Here is a 24204-nt window from a genome sequence, read left to right as displayed (position 1 = left end):
TTGACGAAGGTCGTGCAGGTGAGAACTGTGGTGTTTTATTACGTGGTACTAAGCGTGATGAAGTTGAACGTGGTCAAGTACTTGCTAAGCCAGGTACAATCACTCCTCACACTACATTCGAATCAGAAGTATACGTGTTAAGCAAAGAAGAAGGCGGACGTCACACTCCATTCTTCAAAGGCTACCGTCCACAGTTCTACTTCCGTACAACTGACGTAACTGGTACTATCGAGCTTCCAGAAGGCGTTGAAATGGTAATGCCAGGTGACAACATCAAGATGGTTGTTACTCTAATTTACCCAATCGCGATGGACGACGGTTTACGTTTCGCTATCCGTGAAGGTGGTCGTACAGTTGGTGCTGGTGTTGTAGCTAAAATCGTTGCTTAATAGCGAAGTTAGTTAACACATTAAAAAGGAAGCTTCGGCTTCCTTTTTTGTTTCTATTGCTTTTTAAATTGAACTGTGTAAAATCCACCGCCTTGAACAAACTAACTAGATTGAAGAGTTTTTGTTCGAAGGGGTTGATCTCTCATCTGATATCTGTATAATTCCCCTTCGCTGTCCTAGACAGTGTAATATAATGTTTAACCATAAGGGTTATTCATTTTCATAATTGACTCCGATTGGGAGTCTACGGTTAAATCATCTCGCTCTGCTTTTCCAATGGGAAGAAGCTAGAGGGTGATTTTTTATGTGTGCATTTTAGGAGCTCTGGTCAATGCAGAACCAAAGAATCCGTATCCGCTTGAAAGGATTTGATCATCGTCTGATCGATCAATCAACAGCGGAAATCGTTGAAACTGCTAAGCGTACAGGCGCACAGGTTCGTGGTCCTATTCCACTTCCTACGCGTAAAGAACGTTATACCATTTTGACTTCTCCGCACGTCAACAAAGACGCTCGTGACCAATACGAAATTCGTACTCACAAGCGCTTAGTTGACATCGTAGAGCCAACTGAAAAGACTGTAGACGCATTAATGCGTTTAGATCTTGCCGCTGGTGTCGACGTTCAAATTAGCTTAGGTTAATTGAGATCCTTAGAAGAGGTTTGAAAGATGGCTATCGGTCTTATTGGTCGTAAAGTGGGTATGACTCGCATCTTCACAGAAGATGGCGCTTCAATCCCTGTAACAGTAATTGAAATTGCTGGTAACCGTGTTACTCAAGTGAAAACTTTAGAAACTGACGGATACCGTGCTCTTCAAGTAACTACTGGTACCAAAAAAGCCAATCGCATCACCAAACCAGAAGCAGGTCATTTTGCTAAGAGCGGCGTAGAAGCTGGTCGTGGCTTATGGGAATTGCGTTTGGCAGATGGTGAGTGTGAAGGCATTGAAGTAGGTGCTGAACTTAACGTTGATATCTTTGCTGATACAGCGAAAGTTGATGTTACTGGTCAATCTAAAGGTAAGGGCTTCCAAGGCGGTATTAAACGCTGGAACTTCCACGCTCAAGATATGACACATGGTAACTCTTTGGCTCATAGATCTAATGGTTCTATCGGTCAAAACCAGACACCTGGTCGCGTTTTCAAAGGTAAGAAAATGTCTGGCCACATGGGTGCCGAGCAAGTCACTACTCAAAATCTAGACGTTGTACGTGTAGATGCAGAGCGTAACTTGTTATTGGTAAAAGGTGCTGTTCCTGGCGCTACCAATGGTGACTTGATTATCAAGCCAGCCGTTAAAGCATAGGTCTGAGGAGATAGTAATGGAATTGGTATTGAAAGACGCGCAAAGCGCTCTTGAAGTTTCCGAAACTACCTTCGGCCGTGACTTTAACGAGGCATTGGTTCATCAGGTAGTTGTAGCTTACGCTGCAAACGCGCGTCAGGGCACTCGTGCTCAACAGACTCGTGCGGAAGTAACTGGCTCAGGCAAAAAGCCTTGGCGCCAGAAAGGCACTGGCCGTGCTCGTGCCGGTAGTGTTAAAGGCCCGATCTGGCGTGGCGGTGGCGTAACATTCGCTGCTAAAACTCAAGATCACAGCCAAAAAGTTAACAAAAAGATGTACCGTGGTGCTTTAAAAAGCATTCTTTCTGAATTGGTACGTCAAGAGCGTTTAGTCGTTGTTGAATCTTTTGGTGTTGAAGCTCCTAAAACTAAAGAGCTGAAAGCTAAACTAAAAGAAATGAACTTAGAAGACGTTCTAATTGTTACTGCAGATGTTGATGAGAATTTATTCTTAGCAGCACGCAACTTATACAAGGTTGACGTACGTGACGTAGCGGGTCTTGACCCAGTTAGTCTAATCGCGTTTAACACTGTTCTTGTTACTGCTGATGCAGTGAAGCAAATCGAGGAGATGCTAGCATGATCACCGAAGAACGTTTGCTAAAAGTTATTCTTGCTCCACATATCTCTGAAAAGAGCACTGTGCTTGCTGAGAAAAACAACACTGTAGTTTTCCGCGTAGCAATCGATGCGACTAAAGCAGAGATTAAAGCTGCTGTAGCGAAGCTTTTTGAAGTTGAAGTTGATAGTGTCCGCACTTTGGTAAACAAAGGTAAAACTAAGCGCACTGGTGGCCGTGTTGGTCGTCGTAGCGATTGGAAAAAAGCCTATGTAACTTTAGCTGCTGGTGCTGACATCGATTTCGTTGGCGGCGCTGAGTAAGCAAAGGAGAATTATCATGGCAGTTATTAAGTGTAAGCCAACCTCTCCAGGTCGTCGCCACGTTGTTAAAGTGGTGAACAGCGACTTGCATAAAGGGAAACCTTTTGCAGGCCTGTTGGCTAAGAAATCTAAAAGTGGTGGCCGTAACAATACTGGTCGTATCACTGTTCGTCACGTAGGTGGTGGACACAAGCAGCATTACCGTATTATTGACTTCAAACGCAATAAAGACGGTATCCCTGCAAAAATCGAACGTCTTGAGTATGATCCGAACCGTACAGCTAACATCGCGTTAGTACTATACGCAGACGGTGAGCGTCGTTACATCCTTGCTGCTAAAGGTATGCAAGCTGGTGACGCAATCCAATCTGGTTTGGATGCAGACATCAAAACTGGTAACGCAATGCCGCTTCGCAACATCCCAGTGGGTAGTGTTGTGCACGCAGTAGAAATGAAGCCTGGTAAAGGTGCTCAAATCGCGCGTTCAGCTGGTGCTTATGTTCAAGTTGTTGCTCGTGATAACCAATATGCAACTCTACGTCTTCGCTCTGGCGAAATGCGTAAAGTACCAGTTGATTGTCGTGCAACATTCGGTGAAGTTGGTAACGCTGAGCACATGCTTCGCCAGTTAGGTAAAGCAGGTGCTAAACGCTGGAGAGGCGTACGCCCTACAGTTCGTGGTGTTGCAATGAACCCGGTTGACCATCCACATGGTGGTGGTGAAGGCCGTACTTCTGGTGGACGTCACCCAGTGAGTCCATGGGGTGTGCCAACTAAGGGTTATAAAACTCGTAGTAATAAGCTCACCGACAAGTACATTGTACGTCGTCGTAATAAATAGTAAGAGGATTCGCCCATGCCACGTTCTCTCAAGAAAGGTCCTTTCATTGACCTACACTTGCTGAAGAAGGTAGAGAAAGCGATGGAAGCGGGAGACAAAAAGCCAATTAAGACTTGGTCTCGTCGCTCAATGATCATCCCAAATATGATTGGGTTGACCATCGCTGTCCATAATGGTCGTCAGCACGTACCTGTGTTCGTAACTGACGAAATGATCGGTCATAAGCTTGGTGAATTTTCACCAACTCGCACTTATCGCGGCCATGCTGCAGATAAGAAAGCGAAGAAGCGTTAATACGGGAGACATAAGATGGAAGTTTTAGCTAAACATCGTTACGCCCGTACGTCTGCGCAGAAGGCCCGTCTAGTTGCTGATCAAATTCGAGGATTGCCTGTTTCTAAGGCACTTGAGATTTTGACCTTCAGCCCTAAGAAAGCCGCCGTACTGGTTAAAAAAGTACTAGACTCAGCTATCGCAAACGCCGAACACAACGAAGGTGCAGATATCGATGAGCTTAAAGTTGGTAAAGTCTTCGTTGACGAAGCACCAACAATGAAGCGCATCATGCCTCGTGCCAAAGGCCGCGCTGATCGTATCATGAAGCGTACCAGCCACATTACTGTGGTTGTATCAGATCGCTAGGAGAAGAGAGCAATGGGACAGAAAGTACATCCTAATGGTATCCGTCTGGGTATCACAAAGCCTTGGATCTCTACTTGGTACGCCGATAAAGCAGATTATGCAAATAACCTGCACAGCGACTGGGAAGTTCGTCAATATCTCACTGAGAAATTGAAGGCTGCATCAGTATCTAAAATCGTTATCGAGCGTCCTGCGAAGAGCATCCGCGTTACTATTCACACTGCCCGTCCAGGTGTTGTGATTGGTAAGAAAGGTGAAGACGTTGAAGTATTACGTGCATATGTATCTAAAATTACAGGCACTACTGCTCAAATCAACATCGCTGAGATCCGCAAGCCTGAGTTAGACGCAAAGCTTGTTGCTGACAGTATTGCACAGCAATTAGAGCGTCGCGTTATGTTCCGTCGCGCTATGAAGCGTGCAGTTCAAAACGCAATGCGCATTGGTGCTCAAGGTATCAAAGTTGAAGTGAGCGGCCGTCTAGGCGGTGCTGAAATCGCACGTTCTGAATGGTATCGTGAAGGTCGTGTACCTCTACATACCTTACGTGCTGATATCGACTATTCTACTTCTGAAAGTCACACTCAATACGGTGTGATTGGTGTTAAAGTTTGGATCTTCAAAGGCGAAGTTCTAGACGGTATCATCCCAGCATTAGAAGAGCCGAAGCAGCAGCCTAAGCGCAAGCCTCGTGGTAAATAGGAGAAACTTTAATGCTGCAACCTAAACGTATGAAGTTTCGCAAGATGTTCAAAGGCCGCAACCGTGGTCTAGCGAACGGTACTGAAGTTAGCTTTGGTACTTTCGGTTTGAAAGCAGTCGGCCGTGGCCGTTTAACTGCACGTCAAATCGAATCTGCACGTCGTGCCATGACACGTCACATTAAACGTCAAGGACAAATTTGGATTCGAGTTTTCCCTGACAAGCCAATTACCTCTAAGCCTCTTGAAGTGCGTATGGGTAAAGGTAAAGGTAACGTTGAATACTGGGTATGTCAGATTCAACCTGGTAAGGTTCTTTATGAGATGAATGGTGTATCTGAAGAGTTAGCGCGTGAAGCGTTTGCTTTAGCATCTGCCAAGCTTCCTATTAAGACTACCTTCGTAACTAAGACGGTGATGTAATGAAAGCGAGCGAACTAAGAGAAAAGAGCGTTGAAGAACTTAACGCTGAACTACTTGGTCTGCTGCGTGAGCAGTTTAACCTGCGTATGCAACACGCTACTGGTCAGTTGACTCAAACGAATCAATTGAAATTAGTGCGTCGTAACATTGCACGTGTTAAGACCATTATTACTTCTAAGGCAGGTGCGTAATGTCTGATAAAATCCGTACTTTGCAAGGTCGAGTACTTAGCAACAAAATGGACAAGTCTATTACTGTTGCTATTGCACGCCAAGTGAAACATCCTATTTATGGGAAGTACATTAAGCGTACAACTAAGATCCATGCACATGACGAAACAAATCAGTGTAATGAAGGTGACGTAGTGACTATTAGTCAGTGTCGTCCTCTTTCTAAGACTAAGTCTTGGACACTAGTTGAAGTAGTAACAAAGGCCTAATTTTTCATTAGGTTATAGTAAACGGCTCCAAAGATTGGGGCCGTTTGTTTTTTTCTGCTATGCAATCCAAAATATTGGTGTTATACTTGCGCGCCATTTTTGACTAAATTGTTGTCAGTTAGGTTTACCTAATTAATTTACAAGATAGTTTATAAAATGGTCGAAATGATGATCCCAATGTTGGGATTTGTGTAGTAACGATAGCGGAGCACTTAAAATGATCCAAATGCAATCGACTCTAGACGTCGCGTGTAACAGTGGCGCTCGTAGAGTTCAGTGTATTAAGGTCTTGGGTGGCTCTCATCGTCGTTATGCCGGTATCGGCGACGTCATCAAGGTTTCTGTAAAAGAAGCAATTCCTCGCGCTAAAGCGAAGAAAGGTGATGTATATAACGCGGTGGTAGTCCGTACTAAGAAAGGCGTACGTCGTCCAGATGGTTCTGTCATTCGCTTCGATCGGAATGCAGCAGTTTTGCTTAACGCAAACCTTGCACCGATTGGTACTCGTATTTTTGGACCAGTGACACGTGAATTGCGTACCGAGCAGTTTATGAAAATCGTCTCTCTGGCACCAGAAGTACTGTAAGGAGCTTCAAAATGGCAGCTAAAATCCGTCGTGAAGACGAAGTAATTGTACTAGCAGGTAAAGACAAGGGTAAACGCGCAAAAGTTTCTCAAGTCCTACCTACTGGTAAGTTGATTGTTGAAGGCATCAATCTTGTTAAAAAACACCAAAAGCCAAACCCACAATTGGGCGTAACTGGCGGCGTTATCGAGAAAGAAGCACCGATACAAGCATCAAACGTAGCGATCTTTAACCAAGCCACAGGCAAGGCAGATCGTGTTGGTTTCCGATTCGAAGACGGCAAAAAAGTCCGTTTCTTTAAATCGAATAGTGAACTCATTAAGTAAACGGAGTAAACGATGGCGAAACTGCATGATAAATATCAAGAGACTGTTATTGCAGAACTTTCTAAAAAGTTCGGCTATACCAGTGTCATGCAAGTCCCTCGGATTGAAAAAATCACCCTTAACATGGGTGTAGGCGAAGCAGTTGCAGACAAAAAAGTTATGGAGCATGCGCTTCGTGACATGACTGCAATCGCTGGTCAAAAACCAGTTGTAACTGTTGCACGTAAATCAGTTGCTGGTTTTAAAATCCGTGAAGGCTACCCTATTGGCTGTAAAGTTACCCTACGCGGTGAGCGTATGTGGGAATTTTTAGAGCGTTTAGTTGACATTGCAATCCCACGTATTCGTGACTTCCGTGGCCTAAGCGCAAAAGCGTTTGACGGTCGTGGTAACTACGCAATGGGTGTGCGTGAGCAAATCATCTTCCCAGAAATCGATTATGATAAAATCGATAAGATTCGTGGTATGGATATTGTTATCACTACTACTGCGAAGAATGATGAAGAAGGTCGTGCTTTGTTAGACGCATTTAACTTCCCATTCAAGAAATAAGGGTAGCATAATGGCAAAATCATCTATGAAAGCACGTGAAGCAAAGCGTGCACAGCTCGTAGCTAAATATGCTGAAAAGCGTTTAGCACTTAAGGCTTTAATCAGCGCTCCTGATACTTCTGAAGAAGATCGTTGGGATGCTGTACTTAAGTTACAAGCTCTACCTCGTGATTCTAGCGCGTCGCGTCAGCGTAACCGTTGTAATCAAACTGGTCGCCCACATGGTGTTCTACGTAAATTCGGCCTTAGCCGTATTAAACTACGTGAAGCAACTATGCGTGGTGAAGTTCCTGGTCTGCGTAAGGCCAGCTGGTAAGCACTTGTCACGGAGTAAGCTAATATGAGCATGCAAGATCCTATTGCGGATATGTTAACACGTATTCGTAACGGCCAAGCTGCTAACAAAGTATCGGTAACGATGCCTTCAGCTAAGTTAAAAGTAGCAATTGCGAAATTACTTAAAGACGAAGGTTATATTACTGACTACGCCGTAGCAGAAGAAGCCAAGCCTGAATTAGAAATCACTTTAAAGTATTTCCAAGGCAAACCAGTCGTTGAGACTATCCAGCGCGTATCTCGCCCAGGTCTTCGTATTTACAAAGGTAAAAACGAACTTCCTAAGGTGATGGGCGGTCTGGGTGTCGCAATTGTGTCCACTTCTAAAGGCTTGATGACCGATCGTGCTGCCCGCCTAAATGGCATGGGTGGTGAGGTTATCTGCTACGTAGCGTAAGGAGCTAGGTATGTCACGTGTAGCAAAAGCACCAGTGTCTATTCCTGCCGGCGTAGAGGTGACCTTAAACGAACAAACTATTACCGTAAAAGGTGCTAAAGGTAGTTTGACTCGAGTAATCAACAATGCGGTAAGTGTTGTTCTAGAAAACGGCGTATTAACGTTTGGTCCAGTTGAAGGCGTTGCTAACGCTTGGGCTCAAGCAGGTACAGCTCGTGCACTAGTAAATAACATGGTTGTTGGTGTTTCTGAAGGATTTGTTAAGAAATTAAAGTTAATTGGTGTTGGTTACCGTGCAAAAGTTGCTGGTAAAGACCTTGACCTTACTTTAGGTTTCTCACATCCATTGGTTCACAAACTGCCCGCAGGTGTTACTGCAGAGTGTCCTAGCCAAACTGATATCGTACTTTCGGGTGTTGATAAGCAGTTAGTTGGTCAGGTCGCTGCTGAGATTCGTGGATACCGTCCACCAGAGCCTTATAAAGGTAAAGGTGTTCGCTATGCAGACGAACAAGTACGCCGTAAAGAGGCTAAGAAGAAGTAGGTAACGCGATATGGATAAGAAAACATCTCGCTTACGCCGCGCTACTCGCGCTCGTAAGAAGATCCAAGAGCTGGGCGTGAACCGTCTGGTTGTACATCGTACACCGCGTCACATTTATGCTCAGGTTATTAATCCTGAAGCTCAGGTGGTGGCAGTTGCTTCAACCGTTGAGAAAGCGGTTAAAGAACTACTAAAGAGTACCGGTAACGTAGACGCGGCTAAAGCAGTAGGTAAAACTGTTGCTGAGCGTGCGATCGAAAAAGGTGTAACAACAGTTGCATTCGACCGTTCTGGTTTCAAGTATCACGGACGCGTAGCAGCACTAGCTGACGCAGCTCGTGAAGCTGGCCTGAAATTCTAAGGGGTTATAAAAATGGCTAAATTAGAAGCTCAGCAGAAAGACGATTTGCAAGAGAAATTAATTGCAGTTAATCGTGTTTCTAAAGTAGTTAAAGGTGGTCGTATCTTTAGCTTCACCGCACTAACAGTGGTAGGTGATGGTAATGGTAAGATTGGCTATGGCTATGGTAAAGCGCGCGAAGTTCCAGCTGCTATTCAAAAAGCAATGGAAAAAGCCCGCCGTAACATGGTAACCGTAGAACTGAATGGTGGTACTTTGCATCACCCAGTTAAAGGTCGCCACACTGGTTCGCGTGTTTACATGCAACCAGCATCGGAAGGTACCGGTATTATCGCCGGTGGCGCAATGCGTGCCGTATTGGAAGTTGCAGGCGTTCATAACGTACTGTCTAAAGCATACGGTTCTACTAACCCGATCAACATCGTTCGCGCAACTGTAGATGCGTTGGTGCACATGAAGTCACCATCACAAATTGCAGCTAAGCGTGGCCTGAATGTTGATGAAATTCGAGGTTAATGCACCATGGCTACTAAAACGTTTAAAGTAACACAGACAAAGAGTGCCATTGGTCGTTTGCCAAAGCACCGTGCCTGTTTATTAGGTCTAGGCCTAAGACGTATTGGCCACACTGTTGAACTTGAAGATACTCCTTCAGTTCGCGGTATGGTTAATAAAGTTTACTACATGGTTAAGGTGGAGGATTAATAATGCGTTTAAATACTCTATCTCCAGCAGCAGGTTCTAAATCTGCTCCTAAGCGTGTAGGTCGTGGTATTGGTTCTGGTTTAGGTAAAACTGCAGGTCGTGGTCACAAGGGACAAAAGTCTCGTTCTGGCGGCGGTGTGCGTATCGGTTTTGAAGGTGGTCAAATGCCACTTAAAATCCGTTTACCTAAATTCGGTTTTACCTCGCGCAAAGCTTTGGTTTCAGCTGAAGTTCGTTTACTCGAACTAGCAAAAGTTAACGGTGATGTTATCGACCTGAACGCTCTGAAAGATGCGAACGTAATTACTCGCAACATACAGTTTGCGAAAATCGTTCTTTCAGGTACCATTGAACGCCCAGTGACCGTAAAAGGTCTGAAGGTAACCAAAGGTGCTCGTGCAGCTATTGAAGCTGCCGGCGGTAAGATCGAGGAATAATACGTCGATGGCAAAACCAGGACTTGATTTAAAAAGCGCGAAAGGCGGTTTATCAGAATTGAAAACTCGTCTCCTGTTCGTGATTGGTGCGATTATCGTCTTTAGAGCCGGTTCGTTTGTGCCAATTCCTGGTATTGACGCAGCTGTGTTAGCAGAGTTGTTTGCTCAACAAAAAGATACCATCCTAGGCATGTTTAACATGTTCTCGGGTGGTGCTTTAGAGCGTGCTTCTATCTTTGCTCTTGGTATCATGCCGTATATTTCGGCATCGATTATCATGCAGTTATTGACTGTAGTTCATCCTGCCCTTGCTGAATTGAAAAAAGAAGGCGAGTCAGGAAGAAAGAAAATTAGTCAATACACAAGATACGGAACGCTTGTGTTGGGTACACTCCAATCAATCGGTATCGCGACAGGTTTACCAAGCCTAGTACCTGGCCTAGTTGCCAATGTAGGATTTGGTTTTTACTTTGTAGCAGTTGTCAGCTTAGTTACAGGAACGATGTTCCTAATGTGGCTAGGTGAACAAATTACCGAGCGTGGTATTGGTAATGGTATCTCGATATTAATTTTCGCAGGTATTGTTGCTGGATTACCTTCTGCTATCGGCCAAACGGCTGAACAAGCTCGTCAAGGTGATTTGAATGTACTGGTACTGTTGTTATTAGCGGTAATCGTATTTGCTGTAACTTATTTGGTAGTATTTGTAGAACGTGGTCAACGTCGTATCGTCGTTAACTACGCAAAGCGTCAACAAGGCCGTAAGGTGTTTGCTGCGCAAAGTACACATTTACCACTTAAAGTTAATATGGCGGGTGTGATTCCACCAATTTTTGCATCCAGCATAATTTTGTTTCCAGGCACACTGGCTCAGTGGTTTGGACAAAATGAGTCTATGTCATGGTTAAGCGATTTCGCTTTAGCTGTGTCACCAGGACAACCGCTGTATTCATTATTGTATGCAACAGCTATCGTTTTCTTCTGTTTCTTCTATACTGCGTTGGTGTTTAACCCGCGTGAGACAGCTGATAACTTGAAGAAGAGTGGTGCGTTCATTCCTGGGATTCGTCCTGGAGAACAGACTTCGCGTTACATTGATAAAGTAATGACCCGCTTGACATTAGCAGGCGCTATTTACATTACCTTTATCTGCTTAATTCCGGAGTTCATGTTAATTGCGTGGAAAGTACAGTTCTATTTTGGCGGTACTTCACTACTAATTATTGTAGTCGTAATCATGGACTTCATGGCTCAGGTTCAGACCCATATGATGTCACATCAATATGAGTCTGTGATGAAGAAAGCTAACTTAGTAAACAAAGCGAATTTAGATCGCTTTGGACGCTAGTTGCTTTAACGGAGTGATGAAATGAAAGTTCGAGCTTCCGTGAAGAAGATCTGCCGTAATTGCAAGATCGTCAAGCGTAGTGGCGTTGTACGTGTGATTTGTGTTGAACCAAAACACAAACAGCGTCAAGGCTAAAAAAAAGATATTTGCTCAGCTCAATATTGAGCTGAGCAAATAATGTTTGCAAATTTGTCGACTGTCGAGTATCCTTTCGGGCTTTTCGCAGTTGGCCTTTAACATTTAAGGAGTGCATAGTGGCCCGTATCGCTGGCATTAACATTCCTGATCAAAAGCATACAGTCATCGCATTGACTGCTATCTTTGGTATTGGACGTACACGCGCTAGAGCAATCTGCGCAGCTACTTCAATCGCTGAAGATGCTAAGATCAAGGAATTGAGCGAAGCTCAAATAGATATTCTACGCGAAGAAGTTGCCAAATACTCAGTAGAGGGTGACTTACGTCGTGAGATTTCAATGAACATCAAGCGTCTTATGGATCTTGGTTGTTATCGTGGTCTCCGCCATCGTCGTAGCCTGCCTCTTCGTGGGCAACGTACTAAGACCAATGCGCGTACGCGTAAAGGTCCACGTAAACCAATTAGAAAGTAACGGGAAGGTAAACCAAAATGGCTAAAGTTCCGTCACGTTCTCCGCGTAAGCGCGTACGTAAACAGGTTGCAGATGGTATGGCTCATATCCATGCATCTTTCAACAACACAATTGTCACCATTACAGATCGTCAAGGTAATGCGTTGTCATGGGCTACCTCAGGTGGTTCAGGTTTCCGTGGTTCACGTAAATCTACACCATTCGCTGCGCAGGTTGCTGCTGAGCGTGCAGGTATTGCTGCTCAAGACTACGGTGTTAAAAACCTTGAAGTTTTCGTAAAGGGTCCAGGTCCAGGTCGTGAATCAGCCATCCGTGCGCTGAATGCTGTTGGTTACAAAATTACCAACATTACCGATGTGACACCTATCCCTCATAATGGCTGTCGCCCACCTAAAAAGCGTCGTGTATAACACTGCGTATATAGGATAGTTGGAGAAAGATCATGGCAAGATACTTGGGTCCTAAGCTCAAGCTCAGCCGCAGAGAAGGTACAGACCTTTTCCTAAAAAGCGGTGTGAGAGCAATCGATTCGAAGTGTAAGCTTGAAGCTGCACCTGGTCAACATGGCGCTCGTAAGCCACGTTTATCAGAGTACGGTTTACAGCTACGCGAGAAACAAAAAGTTCGTCGTATGTACGGTGTGCTAGAAAAGCAATTCCGTAACTACTACAAAGAAGCCGCACGTCTAAAAGGCAACACTGGTGAAAACCTACTTGGTCTTTTAGAAACTCGTTTAGATAACGTTGTTTATCGTATGGGTTTTGGTGCGACTCGTGCAGAATCACGTCAATTAGTAAGCCACAAATCAATCGTGGTTAACGGTCGTGTTGTTAACATTCCGTCATTCAAAGTGTCTGCGAATGATGTTGTAAGCATCCGTGAAAAGTCACGCACTCAAGCACGTATCAAAGCGTCTTTAGAAGTGGCTGGTCAACGCGAAAAGCCTACATGGGTAGAAGTCGACAGCGCTAAAATGGAAGGTGCTTTCAAGCGTCTACCAGAACGTAGCGACTTGTCTGCGGATATTAACGAACAGCTGATCGTCGAGCTTTACTCTAAGTAAGGCTAACAAACAAGAGAGGACACAATGCAGGGTTCTGTTACAGAATTTCTTAAACCGCGTCTCGTTGACATAGAGCAGGTTAACCCAACTCGTGCCAAGGTTACGCTAGAGCCACTAGAACGTGGTTTTGGTCACACATTAGGCAACGCGTTGCGTCGAATCTTATTGTCGTCTATGCCTGGCTGTGCAGTTACAGAAGTCGAAATCGACGGTGTATTGCATGAATACAGCAGTAAGGAAGGCGTTCAAGAAGATATCCTAGAGATATTGCTTAACCTTAAAGGTCTAGCAGTAAACATCGAGGGTAAAGATGAAGCTTTACTTACGTTAAGTAAGTCAGGCACAGGCCCTGTTACTGCAGCAGATATCACTCATGATGGCGATGTAACCATCATGAATCCTGATCATGTTATCTGTCATTTGACTGGTAACAATGATATCAGCATGCGTATCCGCGTTGAGCGTGGTCGTGGTTATGTACCAGCTTCGGCTCGTGCACAAACTGAAGACGATGATCGCCCAATCGGTCGTTTGTTGGTTGATGCTTCATTCTCACCTGTTGCTCGCATTGCTTACAATGTAGAAGCAGCACGTGTTGAACAACGTACTGATTTGGATAAACTCGTTATTGATATGACCACTAATGGTACTATCGATCCTGAGGAAGCCATTCGTCGTTCTGCAACAATTCTAGCTGAACAGTTAGATGCGTTTGTTGAATTACGTGATGTTACCGAAACAGCCGTTGTCGAAGAGAAACCGGAATTTGATCCGATTCTGTTGCGTCCTGTCGACGATTTAGAGCTAACTGTACGTTCAGCCAACTGTTTGAAGGCTGAAGCGATTCATTACATCGGAGATCTCGTACAGCGCACTGAAGTTGAGTTGCTCAAGACTCCTAATTTAGGTAAGAAATCTCTTACTGAAATTAAGGATGTATTAGCGTCTCGCGGACTATCTTTAGGTATGCGTCTAGAAAACTGGCCTCCAGCTAGTTTAGCAGACGACCTATAAGTCCCAGGTTAGTACAAGATTAAAGATTATAAGGATTAGGTCATGCGCCATCGTAAGAGTGGTCGTCAACTAAACCGCAACAGCAGTCATCGCCAAGCTATGTTTCGTAACATGGCTAGCTCATTAGTTCGTCATGAGATCATCAAGACGACTGTAGCTAAAGCGAAAGAACTGCGCCGCGTAGTTGAGCCTCTGATAACACTAGCTAAAGTAGACAGCGTTGCAAATCGCCGTTTAGCTTTTGCTCGTACCCGCGACGCTGAAGTTGTAGGTAAGTTATTCACAGAATTGGGTCCACGCTTCCAGGAACGTCCTGGTGGTTACACTCGTATTCTAAAGTGCGGTCTACGTACCGGTGATAAAGCTCCAATGGCTTTCATCGAATTAGTAGGTCGTCCTGAAGCTGCTGAAGCTGTTGAAGTTGAAGCTGCTGAGTAATTATTAATTACTCACTTAAAAAACCGAGCTTAGGCTCGGTTTTTTTATATCTAAAATTCAAACTTTCATTTGATATTTTATCAATTTCACACATTAATTCCTTGCATACATTAATCAAGCTGCTTTGCTAGCACTGGCTCACTGGCTCACTGGCTYACTGGTTCAAAGCTTGGATAGTTCTAATAATCAGTCGTCTCAGTTATGAACCTATATGTGCAAGTAAACTAATCGAGTACCAAATTTAAGCCAAAAAAATGCCAATCATGAGATTGGCATTTTATTATTCAAACGAGATTATTGGTATTTATAACCTTCGGTCTGCTTCTGTTCTGAATAGTCTAGCTTTTCATGGGTCTTACCCATTGCTTCAGCGACTTCTGGCGGCATATAGTTTTCATCATGCTTAGCGAGCACTTCTGTAGCTTCAATAGTGTCTTCGCTAATCAACACACCTTGTGCAACGATACCTTGTCCTTCACGGAATAAGTCAGGCAATAGGTCATCAAAAGTGACAGTAATTGCACCACCAAAAGCATCATGAATTTCAAACTCTACATGTAAGCTATTTGGGTCACGAACCATGGTTCCTTCCGTTACCATGCCACCAACTCGAATGCGTTGGCCGATTTCCGGTTTCTCACCTGTATCCTTCTTACCATTGACGATTTCATATGGAGTGAAGAATAAATTCAAGTTTGAGTTAAGTGCATATAATAGCAATGAAGCAATACCGGCAACACCAGCAATCAATGCAACGGCAAGTGTGAGTCTTTTTTTACGTCTTGAGTTCACTATCTACTACTCCTAGTTTCTTTTAGGCGGTCTTCTCTTTCCATCTTTTTAGCGATTTCCAGTAAGACTTTCTTTTTTTGGCGAAGGCTTAAGAATAATAAGATTCCTAAACTGCCGAACGTAACACCGTATGACAGCCATACATAAAAAGCATAGCCGCCCATGTTTAAAAATTCTGAGAAAGATTCGAATTGTATCATTTCGATGCCTCCGCTTTAGCTAATTCTCTTACCCAAGGGCGCATACCATTTCTAGCTAAAATTTCAGCTTTGTAGCGCACTAATGTTATTGCACCAATCATTAGACCGAAACCAAAGATATTGATTAGCAGTGGTGCAAGCATTTCCATCGGCATTGCTGATTTTTCGGTAATTTTAATCGTTGCAGGCTGATGTAAGCTACTCCACCAATCAACCGAGTACTTAATAATTGGAATATTAATGACGCCGACAATTGCTAGAATACCAGCTGCGCGAGCTGCTAGTACTTTATCTTCAAAAGATGCATATAGTGAAATGACACCTAGATATAAGAATAGTAGAACTAATTCTGAAGTTAAGCGCGCATCCCATACCCACCAAGTGCCCCACATAGGTTTACCCCATGATGCACCCGTTAATAATGCGATGAAGGTAATGACTGCACCAATTGGTGCAATTGAAGCAGCAACCCAGTCAGCAGTCTTAATTTGCCATACAATGCCAACGAATGAAGCTGATGCCATAGCCATGTATGCAGCCATTGACATTGAAGCAGCTGGTACATGGATATAGATAATTCGGAAACTTTCACCTTGTTGGTAATCCATTGGCGCAAACAACATGCCCCAAATAGTACCAACACTGATCAGCAATATGGCTGAAAAAGCAAACCAAGGTAATAGTGTTCCTGCTAATTTGTATGCACGCTCTGGATCAGCGTAAGAATGAAGCCATTTCCACATATCAGTTTGTACTCACTCGTAATGATGCACCAATAGCAAATGGTGCCATAATTAATGATCCGACCAACATTGCACCAATAATGGCAAGTTGTCCGGTATAAGGTAAATTTAATCCTGCTGCATCTATAGCACTAGTTGCAAAGATTAAAACGGGTATATAAAGCGGTAAAATTAGCAAGCTAAGTAATACACCGCCTTTTCTCAAACCTACGGTTAATGCAACACCGATAGCTCCTAGAAGCGAAAGCACTGGGGTTCCCACTGTTAAGGTGAGTATCAGTGCAGTATAACTATTGCTTTCTAAATGCAACAATACTGCTAATAATGGTGCTACCAAAATCAATGGTACACCAGTTAAAATCCAGTGAGCCAATACTTTTGATAATACTAATATAGGCAAAGGCTGTGGACTTAACAGCATTTGCTCTAAACTACCGTCATTAAAATCTGCTTTAAATAATCGTTCTAGTGATAACATCGAAGCCAGTAGCGCTGCAACCCAGATAATGCCAGGTGCAACTCTAGAAAGAACCTGAGGTTCTGGACCTATCCCTAATGGGAATAAGGTGACAACTAAAACGAAAAATAATAGCGGATTGAAAATATCGCCACGATGCCTGACCGCAATTTTTAAATCCCGTTGCAACAATGTCAGGAATGCTTGAGTGTAACTGATGCCTCTTTTCATTGTTGTACCTTATACGAAACGATAGTCTAATTTGATCTTGCGAAGGACATCATCGGTTATCAGACTCATGTCTTGGTGAGTGGTCATGATTACGCAGCCACCTCTTTGAGTATGTTCGATAAACAATTGTTCCAACTCTTCCACACCTTTTTTATCAATTGCTGTAAATGGTTCATCTAAAATCCAAATACGACAATTAGTGTGCCAAAGGCGTGCTAGTGCAGTCCTTCTGTGTTGGCCTGCTGATAAATGTCCAGCGAGTGCCTCTTCGAAGCCGCCTAGATTAACTTTTGCGAGTAAATCATAACTATCAAAGTCATCATACCCGCTTAACCTTAAATTGAAGTTAAGGTTTTCATCTGCTGTTAACTCACTTTTAACACCTGCTAAATGGCCAAGGTAAAGTAAGTCTTCATTAAATTCGTCACGGCATTGGTTAATGTCGGTATCAATGTATTGTATTTCGCCAGCGTAAGGTCGGGACAATCCGGCAATTATACGAAGTAAACTGGTTTTACCTGCACCATTTGGACCTTCGATTTGGACAATGTCACCAGCATTAATTTCAAAACTTAATTGATCAAAGAGAATGCGGTCTTCACGAATACAAGTTAATTCGTTTGCCCTGACTAACGATTTCTGTTGATTGCTGTCTGTCACTTAGCCCTCGTTAATGAGTTGAGGATGAATACACAATGAATATTAACATAAACACAATTAAGGGTTTAGCATTCAAGTCATCTATGTGCTAGGTATTTGAAGTGGTTCCAATAAAATACATCTTATGTGAACTTTTTCATGATTCTCTAATATATTACTGTATATCGGTTTATTGTCTTATTTTGAATGAGAAGGTGAGATTCTTATCACAAAAAGGTGAGTTTTATTGAAGTTTGTAGTAATCTGATGACGATTTAATAAGTCTGCCTGCTTGAAAGGTGGCATTGAGCTTTGAATTTATTTGCATTTAGGAACGATGAACATGAAAAAATTATTAGCAATGACTGCAGTTGCTGCATTGACTTTGTCTTCGAACGTTTTCGCTCAAGATGGCGAAGCTGTTTATAACAAAGCGTGTCAAGTATGTCACAGCATGGGAGTTGCTGGTGCACCAAAAGCACACGATGCCGCTGCTTGGGAGCCTCGTTTAGCTACTGGTATGGATGCATTAGTAGGTACTGTTAAAACGGGTAAAGGCGCTATGCCACCAGGTGGTATGTGTACTGACTGTACAGATGAAGATTACCAAAAAGCAATTGAGTTTATGTCTAAGTAATATTTAGCAGACTCAAAAAAAACCGGCCTATAGCCGGTTTTTTTTATGCGTACAAATTAGTACGCATTCAGTAGATTACTAATTTACTGTACAACAGTATCTAAAGTTAGAGTCGCTTCTTTACCGACTTCTACAGAAGCTACAATACCTTTTAAGTCACCAGTTTGAGCTTTAACGCTACCGTGTTTAGATAAGACTGCAATGATTTCGACATTTTCTGCATTGCTTAACTTAACATCACCACCCATAGACGTTGTATCATCTAATGTGACCGTAGTAGGTAGGCTGTTTGCGCTAATTTTGGTTGCTGCAAGTGGTACTTTAGGACCTTGAGTTGAACGAGCAAAGATAAACACCATGTCAGTTGAACTGACTTTATCAGCTAGCTCTGGCGAAATAACAATCTCTACATCGACAGTCTTAGCTGAAGTCCCTTGTGACATTGGATTATGGTTACTGTCATTTGGCATAACGCCTGTTTCAGCAGAAATTCTCATTTTAGCTGATTCAATTGCATTCATTACTGCTGTGCGGTCAATATCGCTACGTCCACTATCTAAGATAGTTTGCCAAGCTGTAATCGCCGCTTGGTAGTCAGCTGTAAAGAATGAATCCATACCGACAAGCAGTAATGTTGATGGATCCTGTGGATCTAACGCCAATGATTCATCTACTAGCGCTTGGATCTGAGGATTCATTTGTTGGCCATTTTTGTAGTACATTGCTGTTGCTTTAGGGCCAAGCAACTCTGCAGCTGTACCAACTAATTCCATTACTTTATCAAATGATGCAATAGCATGATCAAACTGATTAGCTGAAATATATGCATGACCTAAACTGAACCAAGCTTGGCTATTTTCAGGATCTGCTTGAACTTGTTGCTCCATCATCTGTACGCGTTGAGCCATGATTTGCTCGTTCGTCATACCTTGGTGCGGGCTTGCTTCAGCTTGTGGTGGATTAGCTATCTCTTTATATGCACCAAGCTGTTGATAGAAATATCCAGAAATAGCTAAAAGACAAATAGTCATCACTGATGGCCATAAGATCCCTTTCGCTTTTATTTTCGTATCAAGCGAATCATCGCCTTCTTGCTTCATATCTTGTAGAAGGCCAATTTCGAGTTCTTTTTTTAGTGCATCGAACTCTGCTTGATCAAGTAAGCCTTCTTCGAGTTCTTTTTCCAGAACGCTTGCACGTTCATTAAATAGCTCTAAGTTTGTTTGCTTACGCACGCCTGATTCTTCAGCAGATAACATTTTTTGCTGACGAAAATGTGGTACCCAAATCAGCATTAAACTGATTACTACGACAAGAGTAATAAATATCCAAAATGTGGTCATTGTTTCAATATTCACTTTTAGGTTGCTGAAAAAACAGGGCGGATTTGCCGCCTTACTTGAGCTAGATTATACGTAAAGATGATTCATTGAACAGTAATATACGATATAACCGAGCCAGAATCGTCATAGTTGGGCACTGGTTCACAGATTATTAAGCAATAAAAAAACTTACGAAACTAAAGTGAACTTTTTCTGTCATATGCTGAACAGTTGATAACTAGGTGTTTTTACTCTCCATTTTTTTGAGAATGAGACAAGTCACCCAGTTTTGCATGAAAGTGGCAGACATAAACAACAGCAACTACTAAAATATACACAAAATTCGTATTAGCTAATGTTAATATCACTGTTTTAAAGCATTATGTTAGATATGCGTTGGTTTAACCTTTTATATGGTTAAGGCAACTTTTTTAAAATTGAGGAATACCCATGATCCCAGAACTTGGACACTTCTCGCTCATTATCGGTTTGGCTTTCGCCATTCTTTTAATGACCGTGCCGTTATTTGGTGCAGCCCGTAAGGACCAGTATCTCGTAAGATATGCTTGGCCTATTTGTTACGGTATGTTCTTTTTTATCACTCTTTCGGTCATCAGCTTAGGCTATAGTTTTGCTGTTGATGATTTCTCTGTGGCATACGTTGCACATCACTCCAACTCACAACTTCCTATTTTCTTTAAAATAGCGGCAGTTTGGGGTGGCCATGAAGGTTCATTACTTTTCTGGGTATTTTCACTAACGGTTTGGGCTGCTGCAGTTGCTACCTTTAGTAAAGGCATGGAAGAAGTATTCATCGCTCGGGTGCTTTCAGTACTTGCAATGGTGATTGTTGGTTTCACATTATTTATGATTCTAACATCTAGTCCATTCGAACGTATTTTCCCAATTCCAATGGAAGGTCGCGACTTAAACCCAATGTTGCAAGATGTGGGTCTTATTTTCCATCCTCCAATGCTTTATCTGGGTTATGTTGGTTTTGCTGTTAGCTTTGCTTTTGCTATTGCTGCCTTAATGAGTGGACGTTTAGATTCTGCATGGGCTCGTTGGTCACGTCCTTGGACATTAGCAGCTTGGGTATTCTTAACAGGCGGTATCTCTCTTGGTTCTTGGTGGGCATATTACGAGCTAGGCTGGGGCGGATGGTGGTTCTGGGATCCAGTTGAAAATGCATCATTTATGCCTTGGTTGATTGGTACCGCACTTGTTCATTCACTTATCGTGACTGAAARACGTGGTGCCTTCCGTAACTGGACAGTATTACTTTCTATCTTTGCTTTCTCGTTAAGCTTACTTGGTACCTTTATCGTACGTTCTGGTGTATTGACCTCAGTACATTCATTCGCAGCAGATCCTAGCCGTGGTATGTTTATCTTACTATTACTCGGATTGGCGATTGGCGGCTCCTTAACCTTATTCGCATTGCGAGCAAGTGAAATGAGTAGCCCAGCTCGATTTGAATTAAAGTCTAAAGAAACCTTCTTATTAGTGTGTAACGTGCTACTGACTGTTGCAGCTGGTACCGTGTTACTTGGAACACTATACCCACTGCTAATTGATGCATTAGGTATGGGTAAGATTTCTGTAGGACCTCCATACTTCAACTCAGTATTCGTGCCTATCGTACTAGTGCTATTTGGCTTTATGGGTATTGGTCCAATCATTCGCTGGAAGAAATCTAAAGCGGGTGAAATTAAGCGTCAGTTACTTATCCCAGCAATCGTTGCTGCAGTGGTAGGCCTTGCAACACCGTTTATCGCAGGTAACGAATTAAACCTTTGGGTTGTATTTGGTATTGGTGCTGCGACATGGGTAGCATTGGCAACCTTCAGAGCAGCTTATAACTTACTGACTGATAAAAACGGCAAATTTACCATTAACAAGATGGGCCGTAGCGAAATGGGTATGATCATTGCTCATTTAGGTATTGCTGTTTCAATTGTGGGTGCCACTATGGTATCTAACTACTCAATTGAGAAAAGTGTTCGTATGGGTCCTGGTATCAGTGAAGAGTTAGCCGGTTACACCTTTAACTACATTGAAACTAAAAATGTGGTTGGTCCAAACTACACTGCGCAACAAGGTCAGATAGAAGTTTATCAAGATGACAAGTTTGTCACATTATTGCGACCAGATCGCCGTCAATATAATGTACGTACAATGGATATGACTGAAGCAGGTATTGATTGGGGCTTATTCCGTGATTTATATGTCACGATGGGCGACCCATTAAGTATGACTCAATTTGCTGTACGTCTTAACTATAAACCATTTGTGCGTTGGATTTGGTTTGGTTCAATCTTTATGATGGTAGGTGGTTTCCTCGCAGCGTCAGATAAACGCTACCGTGTAAAAGAAACCAAAACTGCTAAAGATGATGCAGAACAAGCAAAATTAGCGACTGCTTAATATATCGGAGAAAATATGAAAAAGTTGGTGCTGTTTATACCATTGGTATTGTTTTTGGGGATGGGAGTTTTTCTATATCAAGGGTTATTCTTAAATCCGCAAAAGCTGGATTCAGCACTAGAAGGAAAGCCGGTACCGGCTTTCCAACTTGAACGTCTCGAGACGCCAGGTGAAATACTAACGGAAGCGGATTTAAAAGGTGAAGTGTCATTAATCAATGTATGGGCAACGTGGTGCCCAGCTTGTAAATATGAACACCCATATTTAATGATGCTAGCCCGTCAGGATATTTTACCGATTTATGGTATTAACTATCGTGACGAGCGTGGACCAGCTATCAGAGAATTAAGCCGTGAAGGTGATCCTTATGCGATTAACATTTTTGATAAAGATGGCCGTTTAGGTTTAGACCTTGGCGTATATGGCGCACCAGAAAGTTTTATTGTTGATCATAACGGTATTATCCGTTTTCGCTATGCAGGTCCGATTGATCGCAATGTTTGGAGTGAAACGCTTTACCCAATGATTCAACAATTACAAGCTGAAGCTAAGCAAGACGGAGTATAGGAATGAAAACATTAAAAATACTTGCTGGGTTTGTGACAAGTTTAGTTTTGGCTTTCAATGTTATGGCAACTCCAGTAGATACTTATGAATTTAAGTCTACGGATAATCAAAAGCGAGCATTAAGCTTAGCGCATGAATTGCGTTGTCCACAGTGTCAGAATCAAAACTTAATTGATTCTAACTCTCCTGTTGCTCAGGACTTAAGACTTGAAGTCTACACAATGGTAGATGAAGGTAAAAGTGATGCTGAAATCGTTGATTTCATGACAAGCCGTTATGGTGACTTTGTACTATATAAGCCAAGATTAGATCCAAAGACCTATATTTTATGGCTTGGGCCATTTGTATTAATGCTGATCGCACTTTATGTTGCATTGGTTGTGGTTCGTAAACAGCGTGGTAAATCAACAGCTGCTCCGGAAATGTCTGAAGCAGAAAGAGAAGAACTCGAGGCGCTGCTAAAAAGCAAACCAAGTGAAGGTGAAAAATCATGAAAGCCGTGATTAAAGCACTCGTGTTAAGTGCATTAGTCGTAACGGGTATTGTTAATGCTTATCCTGGAATGGAAAAGCAACAACAGCATGTTAGTAATTCAACTCTAGATAAAATCAATGTACTTGAGAATCCTTTTCCAATTGCACACATAGGTTTTAGTGATGCAGAAGGTAAAGAAGTCGATTTTGAAGCGCATAAAGGTAAAGTCGTTATCGTCAACATGTGGGCGACGTGGTGCCCACCTTGTGTAAGAGAGCTACCAGCACTAGACCGATTAGAGCAAAGCCTAAGTAAAGATGAATTTGTCCTTATGCCAATCTCTATCGATGCTGAAGGTACAAAACAAGTTAGTCCATTCTTAGAGTCAATTGGTCTAGCGTCGTTTAACTCTTATTACGATCCAAGACAAAACCTACGTGAAGTGTTTCCATTAGACACAATACCAGCGACCTTTATCTTGAATAAAGAAGGAGAGCTTGTCGCTTACGTTAGAACTTATGTTGATTGGGATGATAAAAACGCTATCGCTTTTTTAGAGCAGTTTCAGTAATACATATATAGAAGACAAACTACAAAGCTAAGTATTGCGTTTAAATTAAGCAAAATTACGCAGGATTGATTAAAAAAGATCGCTTTTGATGAAAAACTCATCAAGCGATCTTTTTTTTGCGTTTTTATTACAAAAAGCCCTTGCACGGTTTCATAATCTCCCTATAATGCGCATCCACTGACACGGCAACAGGCACTAGCCAACACTGAGTCAGCTTGATTTGAAGCGGTTTTAATCACCTTAAATCAACGGCGAAAAGAAGTTTGAAAAAACACTTGACGCTGACAACGGGAAGTGTAGAATACGCATCCCTGACCAACACGGTCAACGCTCTTTAACAATCAAACAAGTAAATCTGTGTGGACACTCACAGGTGTTGAGTTAATCGAAATTGCTCACTCTTTATCGTAAAGAATGCAGCAATCAAAATTATTATCAATATTTTCTGAATCACGTAAGTGATGAGTGTTCATAGCAATATGTAACAAACAGGATGTAGATTCTTCCGAGTCTGCATAATGTAATCAGAATTCATTGAGCCGAGACTTAGTCTCAAAAAACTTTAATTGAAGAGTTTGATCATGGCTCAGATTGAACGCTGGCGGCAGGCCTAACACATGCAAGTCGAGCGGTAACAGAAAGTAGCTTGCTACTTTGCTGACGAGCGGCGGACGGGTGAGTAATGCCTAGGGATCTGCCCAGTCGAGGGGGATAACAGTTGGAAACGACTGCTAATACCGCATACGCCCTACGGGGGAGGA

General features: G+C 42.7%; 39 protein-coding genes, 1 rRNA gene and 1 pseudogene. 35 read left to right on the top strand and 6 right to left on the bottom strand.

Translation table 11 applies throughout. The annotated features are described in order from the left end of the window. The 29 genes and pseudogenes from tuf to rplQ all read left to right on the top strand — a co-directional run. Positions 1 to 389: pseudogene (tuf, locus tag A9267_RS08840) on the top strand (elongation factor Tu); the annotation flags it as partial. A gap of 331 nt (positions 390 to 720) precedes the next feature. Continuing rightward, positions 721 to 1032: a 30S ribosomal protein S10 gene (rpsJ, locus tag A9267_RS08835; protein ID WP_055026509.1), complete on the top strand. Its 312-nt coding sequence runs from the start codon at positions 721 to 723 to the stop codon at positions 1030 to 1032. A 27-nt stretch (positions 1033 to 1059) separates the two neighbouring features. Continuing rightward, positions 1060 to 1698: a 50S ribosomal protein L3 gene (gene rplC / locus A9267_RS08830; RefSeq protein ID WP_055026508.1), complete on the top strand. Its 639-nt coding sequence runs from the start codon at positions 1060 to 1062 to the stop codon at positions 1696 to 1698. 16 nt (positions 1699 to 1714) lie between these two features. After that, positions 1715 to 2320, top strand: a complete 606-nt coding sequence (rplD, locus tag A9267_RS08825) for a 50S ribosomal protein L4 (RefSeq protein ID WP_055026507.1) — start codon at positions 1715 to 1717, stop codon at positions 2318 to 2320. Then, a complete protein-coding gene (gene rplW, locus A9267_RS08820) occupies positions 2317 to 2619 on the top strand; it encodes a 50S ribosomal protein L23 (protein ID WP_055026506.1) in 303 nt (100 codons plus the stop codon). Before rplD ends, rplW begins: the two co-directional genes overlap by 4 nt. A gap of 16 nt (positions 2620 to 2635) precedes the next feature. Further along, a complete protein-coding gene (gene rplB, locus A9267_RS08815) occupies positions 2636 to 3460 on the top strand; it encodes a 50S ribosomal protein L2 (RefSeq protein WP_055026505.1) in 825 nt (274 codons plus the stop codon). Between the two features lie 15 nt (positions 3461 to 3475). After that, a complete protein-coding gene (gene rpsS, locus A9267_RS08810) occupies positions 3476 to 3754 on the top strand; it encodes a 30S ribosomal protein S19 (protein ID WP_006083596.1) in 279 nt (92 codons plus the stop codon). A gap of 15 nt (positions 3755 to 3769) precedes the next feature. Further along, on the top strand, positions 3770 to 4102 hold the full coding sequence (gene rplV, locus A9267_RS08805; RefSeq protein ID WP_055026504.1) for a 50S ribosomal protein L22: 333 nt from the start codon (positions 3770 to 3772) through the stop codon (positions 4100 to 4102). Between the two features lie 12 nt (positions 4103 to 4114). Next, positions 4115 to 4804 (top strand): 30S ribosomal protein S3, encoded by a 690-nt coding sequence (gene rpsC / locus A9267_RS08800; RefSeq protein ID WP_055026503.1) that lies wholly within the window; start codon positions 4115 to 4117, stop codon positions 4802 to 4804. A gap of 11 nt (positions 4805 to 4815) precedes the next feature. Continuing rightward, positions 4816 to 5226 carry a 50S ribosomal protein L16 gene (gene rplP / locus A9267_RS08795; RefSeq protein ID WP_055026502.1) on the top strand — a complete coding sequence of 137 codons (411 nt, stop codon included), beginning with the start codon at positions 4816 to 4818 and terminating at the stop codon, positions 5224 to 5226. After that, the gene (gene rpmC, locus A9267_RS08790) at positions 5226 to 5417 is read left to right on the top strand and encodes a 50S ribosomal protein L29 (RefSeq protein ID WP_006083592.1); all 192 of its coding nucleotides are present in this window, start codon (positions 5226 to 5228) and stop codon (positions 5415 to 5417) included. Before rplP ends, rpmC begins: the two co-directional genes overlap by 1 nt. Continuing rightward, the gene (rpsQ, locus tag A9267_RS08785) at positions 5417 to 5665 is read left to right on the top strand and encodes a 30S ribosomal protein S17 (protein WP_055026501.1); all 249 of its coding nucleotides are present in this window, start codon (positions 5417 to 5419) and stop codon (positions 5663 to 5665) included. The genes rpmC and rpsQ overlap by 1 nt, the downstream gene beginning before the upstream one ends. 217 nt (positions 5666 to 5882) lie before the next feature. Beyond that, positions 5883 to 6251 carry a 50S ribosomal protein L14 gene (rplN, locus tag A9267_RS08780; RefSeq protein ID WP_055026500.1) on the top strand — a complete coding sequence of 123 codons (369 nt, stop codon included), beginning with the start codon at positions 5883 to 5885 and terminating at the stop codon, positions 6249 to 6251. An 11-nt stretch (positions 6252 to 6262) separates the two neighbouring features. Further along, positions 6263 to 6577, top strand: coding sequence for a 50S ribosomal protein L24 (gene rplX / locus A9267_RS08775; protein WP_055026499.1), 315 nt, complete (start codon positions 6263 to 6265; stop codon positions 6575 to 6577). Positions 6578 to 6589: 12 nt separating this feature from the next. Continuing rightward, complete coding sequence (rplE, locus tag A9267_RS08770; RefSeq protein ID WP_055026498.1) at positions 6590 to 7129, top strand: 50S ribosomal protein L5; 540 nt, start codon at positions 6590 to 6592, stop codon at positions 7127 to 7129. Between the two features lie 10 nt (positions 7130 to 7139). Beyond that, positions 7140 to 7445, top strand: a complete 306-nt coding sequence (gene rpsN / locus A9267_RS08765; protein ID WP_055026497.1) for a 30S ribosomal protein S14 — start codon at positions 7140 to 7142, stop codon at positions 7443 to 7445. A 24-nt stretch (positions 7446 to 7469) separates the two neighbouring features. Further along, the gene (gene rpsH / locus A9267_RS08760; protein WP_055026496.1) at positions 7470 to 7862 is read left to right on the top strand and encodes a 30S ribosomal protein S8; all 393 of its coding nucleotides are present in this window, start codon (positions 7470 to 7472) and stop codon (positions 7860 to 7862) included. A 10-nt stretch (positions 7863 to 7872) separates the two neighbouring features. Then, on the top strand, positions 7873 to 8406 hold the full coding sequence (gene rplF, locus A9267_RS08755; RefSeq protein WP_055026495.1) for a 50S ribosomal protein L6: 534 nt from the start codon (positions 7873 to 7875) through the stop codon (positions 8404 to 8406). A 10-nt stretch (positions 8407 to 8416) separates the two neighbouring features. Further along, a complete protein-coding gene (gene rplR, locus A9267_RS08750) occupies positions 8417 to 8767 on the top strand; it encodes a 50S ribosomal protein L18 (RefSeq protein ID WP_055026494.1) in 351 nt (116 codons plus the stop codon). A 12-nt stretch (positions 8768 to 8779) separates the two neighbouring features. Beyond that, on the top strand, positions 8780 to 9283 hold the full coding sequence (rpsE, locus tag A9267_RS08745) for a 30S ribosomal protein S5 (RefSeq protein WP_055026493.1): 504 nt from the start codon (positions 8780 to 8782) through the stop codon (positions 9281 to 9283). 6 nt (positions 9284 to 9289) lie between these two features. Next, positions 9290 to 9472, top strand: a complete 183-nt coding sequence (gene rpmD, locus A9267_RS08740) for a 50S ribosomal protein L30 (RefSeq protein ID WP_055026492.1) — start codon at positions 9290 to 9292, stop codon at positions 9470 to 9472. Positions 9473 to 9474: 2 nt separating this feature from the next. Next, the gene (gene rplO / locus A9267_RS08735; RefSeq protein WP_055026491.1) at positions 9475 to 9909 is read left to right on the top strand and encodes a 50S ribosomal protein L15; all 435 of its coding nucleotides are present in this window, start codon (positions 9475 to 9477) and stop codon (positions 9907 to 9909) included. Between the two features lie 7 nt (positions 9910 to 9916). Continuing rightward, positions 9917 to 11257, top strand: coding sequence for a preprotein translocase subunit SecY (gene secY, locus A9267_RS08730; RefSeq protein WP_055026490.1), 1341 nt, complete (start codon positions 9917 to 9919; stop codon positions 11255 to 11257). Positions 11258 to 11278: 21 nt separating this feature from the next. Continuing rightward, the gene (rpmJ, locus tag A9267_RS21500; RefSeq protein ID WP_006083579.1) at positions 11279 to 11392 is read left to right on the top strand and encodes a 50S ribosomal protein L36; all 114 of its coding nucleotides are present in this window, start codon (positions 11279 to 11281) and stop codon (positions 11390 to 11392) included. Between the two features lie 119 nt (positions 11393 to 11511). After that, positions 11512 to 11868 carry a 30S ribosomal protein S13 gene (rpsM, locus tag A9267_RS08725; RefSeq protein WP_055026489.1) on the top strand — a complete coding sequence of 119 codons (357 nt, stop codon included), beginning with the start codon at positions 11512 to 11514 and terminating at the stop codon, positions 11866 to 11868. Positions 11869 to 11885: 17 nt separating this feature from the next. Next, complete coding sequence (gene rpsK / locus A9267_RS08720) at positions 11886 to 12278, top strand: 30S ribosomal protein S11 (protein WP_011635661.1); 393 nt, start codon at positions 11886 to 11888, stop codon at positions 12276 to 12278. A gap of 32 nt (positions 12279 to 12310) precedes the next feature. Further along, positions 12311 to 12931: a 30S ribosomal protein S4 gene (gene rpsD, locus A9267_RS08715; RefSeq protein ID WP_055026488.1), complete on the top strand. Its 621-nt coding sequence runs from the start codon at positions 12311 to 12313 to the stop codon at positions 12929 to 12931. Between the two features lie 24 nt (positions 12932 to 12955). After that, on the top strand, positions 12956 to 13945 hold the full coding sequence (locus A9267_RS08710; protein WP_055026487.1) for a DNA-directed RNA polymerase subunit alpha: 990 nt from the start codon (positions 12956 to 12958) through the stop codon (positions 13943 to 13945). Positions 13946 to 13987: 42 nt separating this feature from the next. Further along, positions 13988 to 14383 carry a 50S ribosomal protein L17 gene (gene rplQ / locus A9267_RS08705; protein WP_055026486.1) on the top strand — a complete coding sequence of 132 codons (396 nt, stop codon included), beginning with the start codon at positions 13988 to 13990 and terminating at the stop codon, positions 14381 to 14383. 294 nt (positions 14384 to 14677) lie between these two features. Here rplQ and ccmE read toward each other — a convergent pair whose 3' ends face one another. The 5 genes from ccmE to ccmA are packed head-to-tail and all read right to left on the bottom strand — an operon-like array spanning position 14678 to position 17466. After that, positions 14678 to 15175: a cytochrome c maturation protein CcmE gene (gene ccmE / locus A9267_RS08700; RefSeq protein ID WP_055026518.1), complete on the bottom strand. Its 498-nt coding sequence runs from the start codon at positions 15173 to 15175 to the stop codon at positions 14678 to 14680. Further along, complete coding sequence (ccmD, locus tag A9267_RS08695) at positions 15175 to 15372, bottom strand: heme exporter protein CcmD (protein ID WP_055026527.1); 198 nt, start codon at positions 15370 to 15372, stop codon at positions 15175 to 15177. The genes ccmE and ccmD overlap by 1 nt, the downstream gene beginning before the upstream one ends. After that, on the bottom strand, positions 15372 to 16118 hold the full coding sequence (locus tag A9267_RS08690) for a heme ABC transporter permease (RefSeq protein WP_055026519.1): 747 nt from the start codon (positions 16116 to 16118) through the stop codon (positions 15372 to 15374). Before A9267_RS08690 ends, ccmD begins: the two co-directional genes overlap by 1 nt. 1 nt (position 16119) lies before the next feature. Continuing rightward, positions 16120 to 16806: a heme exporter protein CcmB gene (gene ccmB / locus A9267_RS08685; protein ID WP_055026520.1), complete on the bottom strand. Its 687-nt coding sequence runs from the start codon at positions 16804 to 16806 to the stop codon at positions 16120 to 16122. A gap of 9 nt (positions 16807 to 16815) precedes the next feature. Continuing rightward, positions 16816 to 17466 (bottom strand): cytochrome c biogenesis heme-transporting ATPase CcmA, encoded by a 651-nt coding sequence (gene ccmA, locus A9267_RS08680; RefSeq protein WP_055026521.1) that lies wholly within the window; start codon positions 17464 to 17466, stop codon positions 16816 to 16818. A gap of 322 nt (positions 17467 to 17788) precedes the next feature. Between ccmA and A9267_RS08675 the strand changes: the two genes are divergently transcribed. Continuing rightward, positions 17789 to 18082, top strand: a complete 294-nt coding sequence (locus A9267_RS08675; protein ID WP_055026522.1) for a c-type cytochrome — start codon at positions 17789 to 17791, stop codon at positions 18080 to 18082. 83 nt (positions 18083 to 18165) lie between these two features. Here the strand turns inward: A9267_RS08675 and ccmI are convergent, their stop codons facing one another. Beyond that, a complete protein-coding gene (ccmI, locus tag A9267_RS08670) occupies positions 18166 to 19425 on the bottom strand; it encodes a c-type cytochrome biogenesis protein CcmI (RefSeq protein ID WP_065108932.1) in 1260 nt (419 codons plus the stop codon). A gap of 429 nt (positions 19426 to 19854) precedes the next feature. Between ccmI and A9267_RS08665 the strand changes: the two genes are divergently transcribed. The 5 genes from A9267_RS08665 to A9267_RS21890 form a co-directional block, all read left to right on the top strand. Next, positions 19855 to 21831 (top strand): heme lyase CcmF/NrfE family subunit, encoded by a 1977-nt coding sequence (locus tag A9267_RS08665; protein ID WP_065108931.1) that lies wholly within the window; start codon positions 19855 to 19857, stop codon positions 21829 to 21831. Between the two features lie 15 nt (positions 21832 to 21846). Further along, positions 21847 to 22398 carry a DsbE family thiol:disulfide interchange protein gene (locus A9267_RS08660; protein WP_055026524.1) on the top strand — a complete coding sequence of 184 codons (552 nt, stop codon included), beginning with the start codon at positions 21847 to 21849 and terminating at the stop codon, positions 22396 to 22398. Between the two features lie 2 nt (positions 22399 to 22400). Beyond that, a complete protein-coding gene (gene nrfF, locus A9267_RS08655) occupies positions 22401 to 22892 on the top strand; it encodes a heme lyase NrfEFG subunit NrfF (RefSeq protein WP_065108930.1) in 492 nt (163 codons plus the stop codon). Then, positions 22889 to 23443, top strand: a complete 555-nt coding sequence (locus tag A9267_RS08650) for a TlpA disulfide reductase family protein (RefSeq protein ID WP_055026526.1) — start codon at positions 22889 to 22891, stop codon at positions 23441 to 23443. The genes nrfF and A9267_RS08650 overlap by 4 nt, the downstream gene beginning before the upstream one ends. Before the next feature lie 563 nt (positions 23444 to 24006). Then, positions 24007 to 24204 (top strand): 16S ribosomal RNA (locus A9267_RS21890); the annotation flags it as partial.

It is taken from the genome of Shewanella sp. UCD-FRSSP16_17 (assembly GCF_001675935.1).
GTDB lineage: Bacteria > Pseudomonadota > Gammaproteobacteria > Enterobacterales > Shewanellaceae > Shewanella > Shewanella japonica.
Note: the sequence above shows the minus strand (reverse complement) of the source record. Positions and strands in the feature narration are given on the sequence as shown.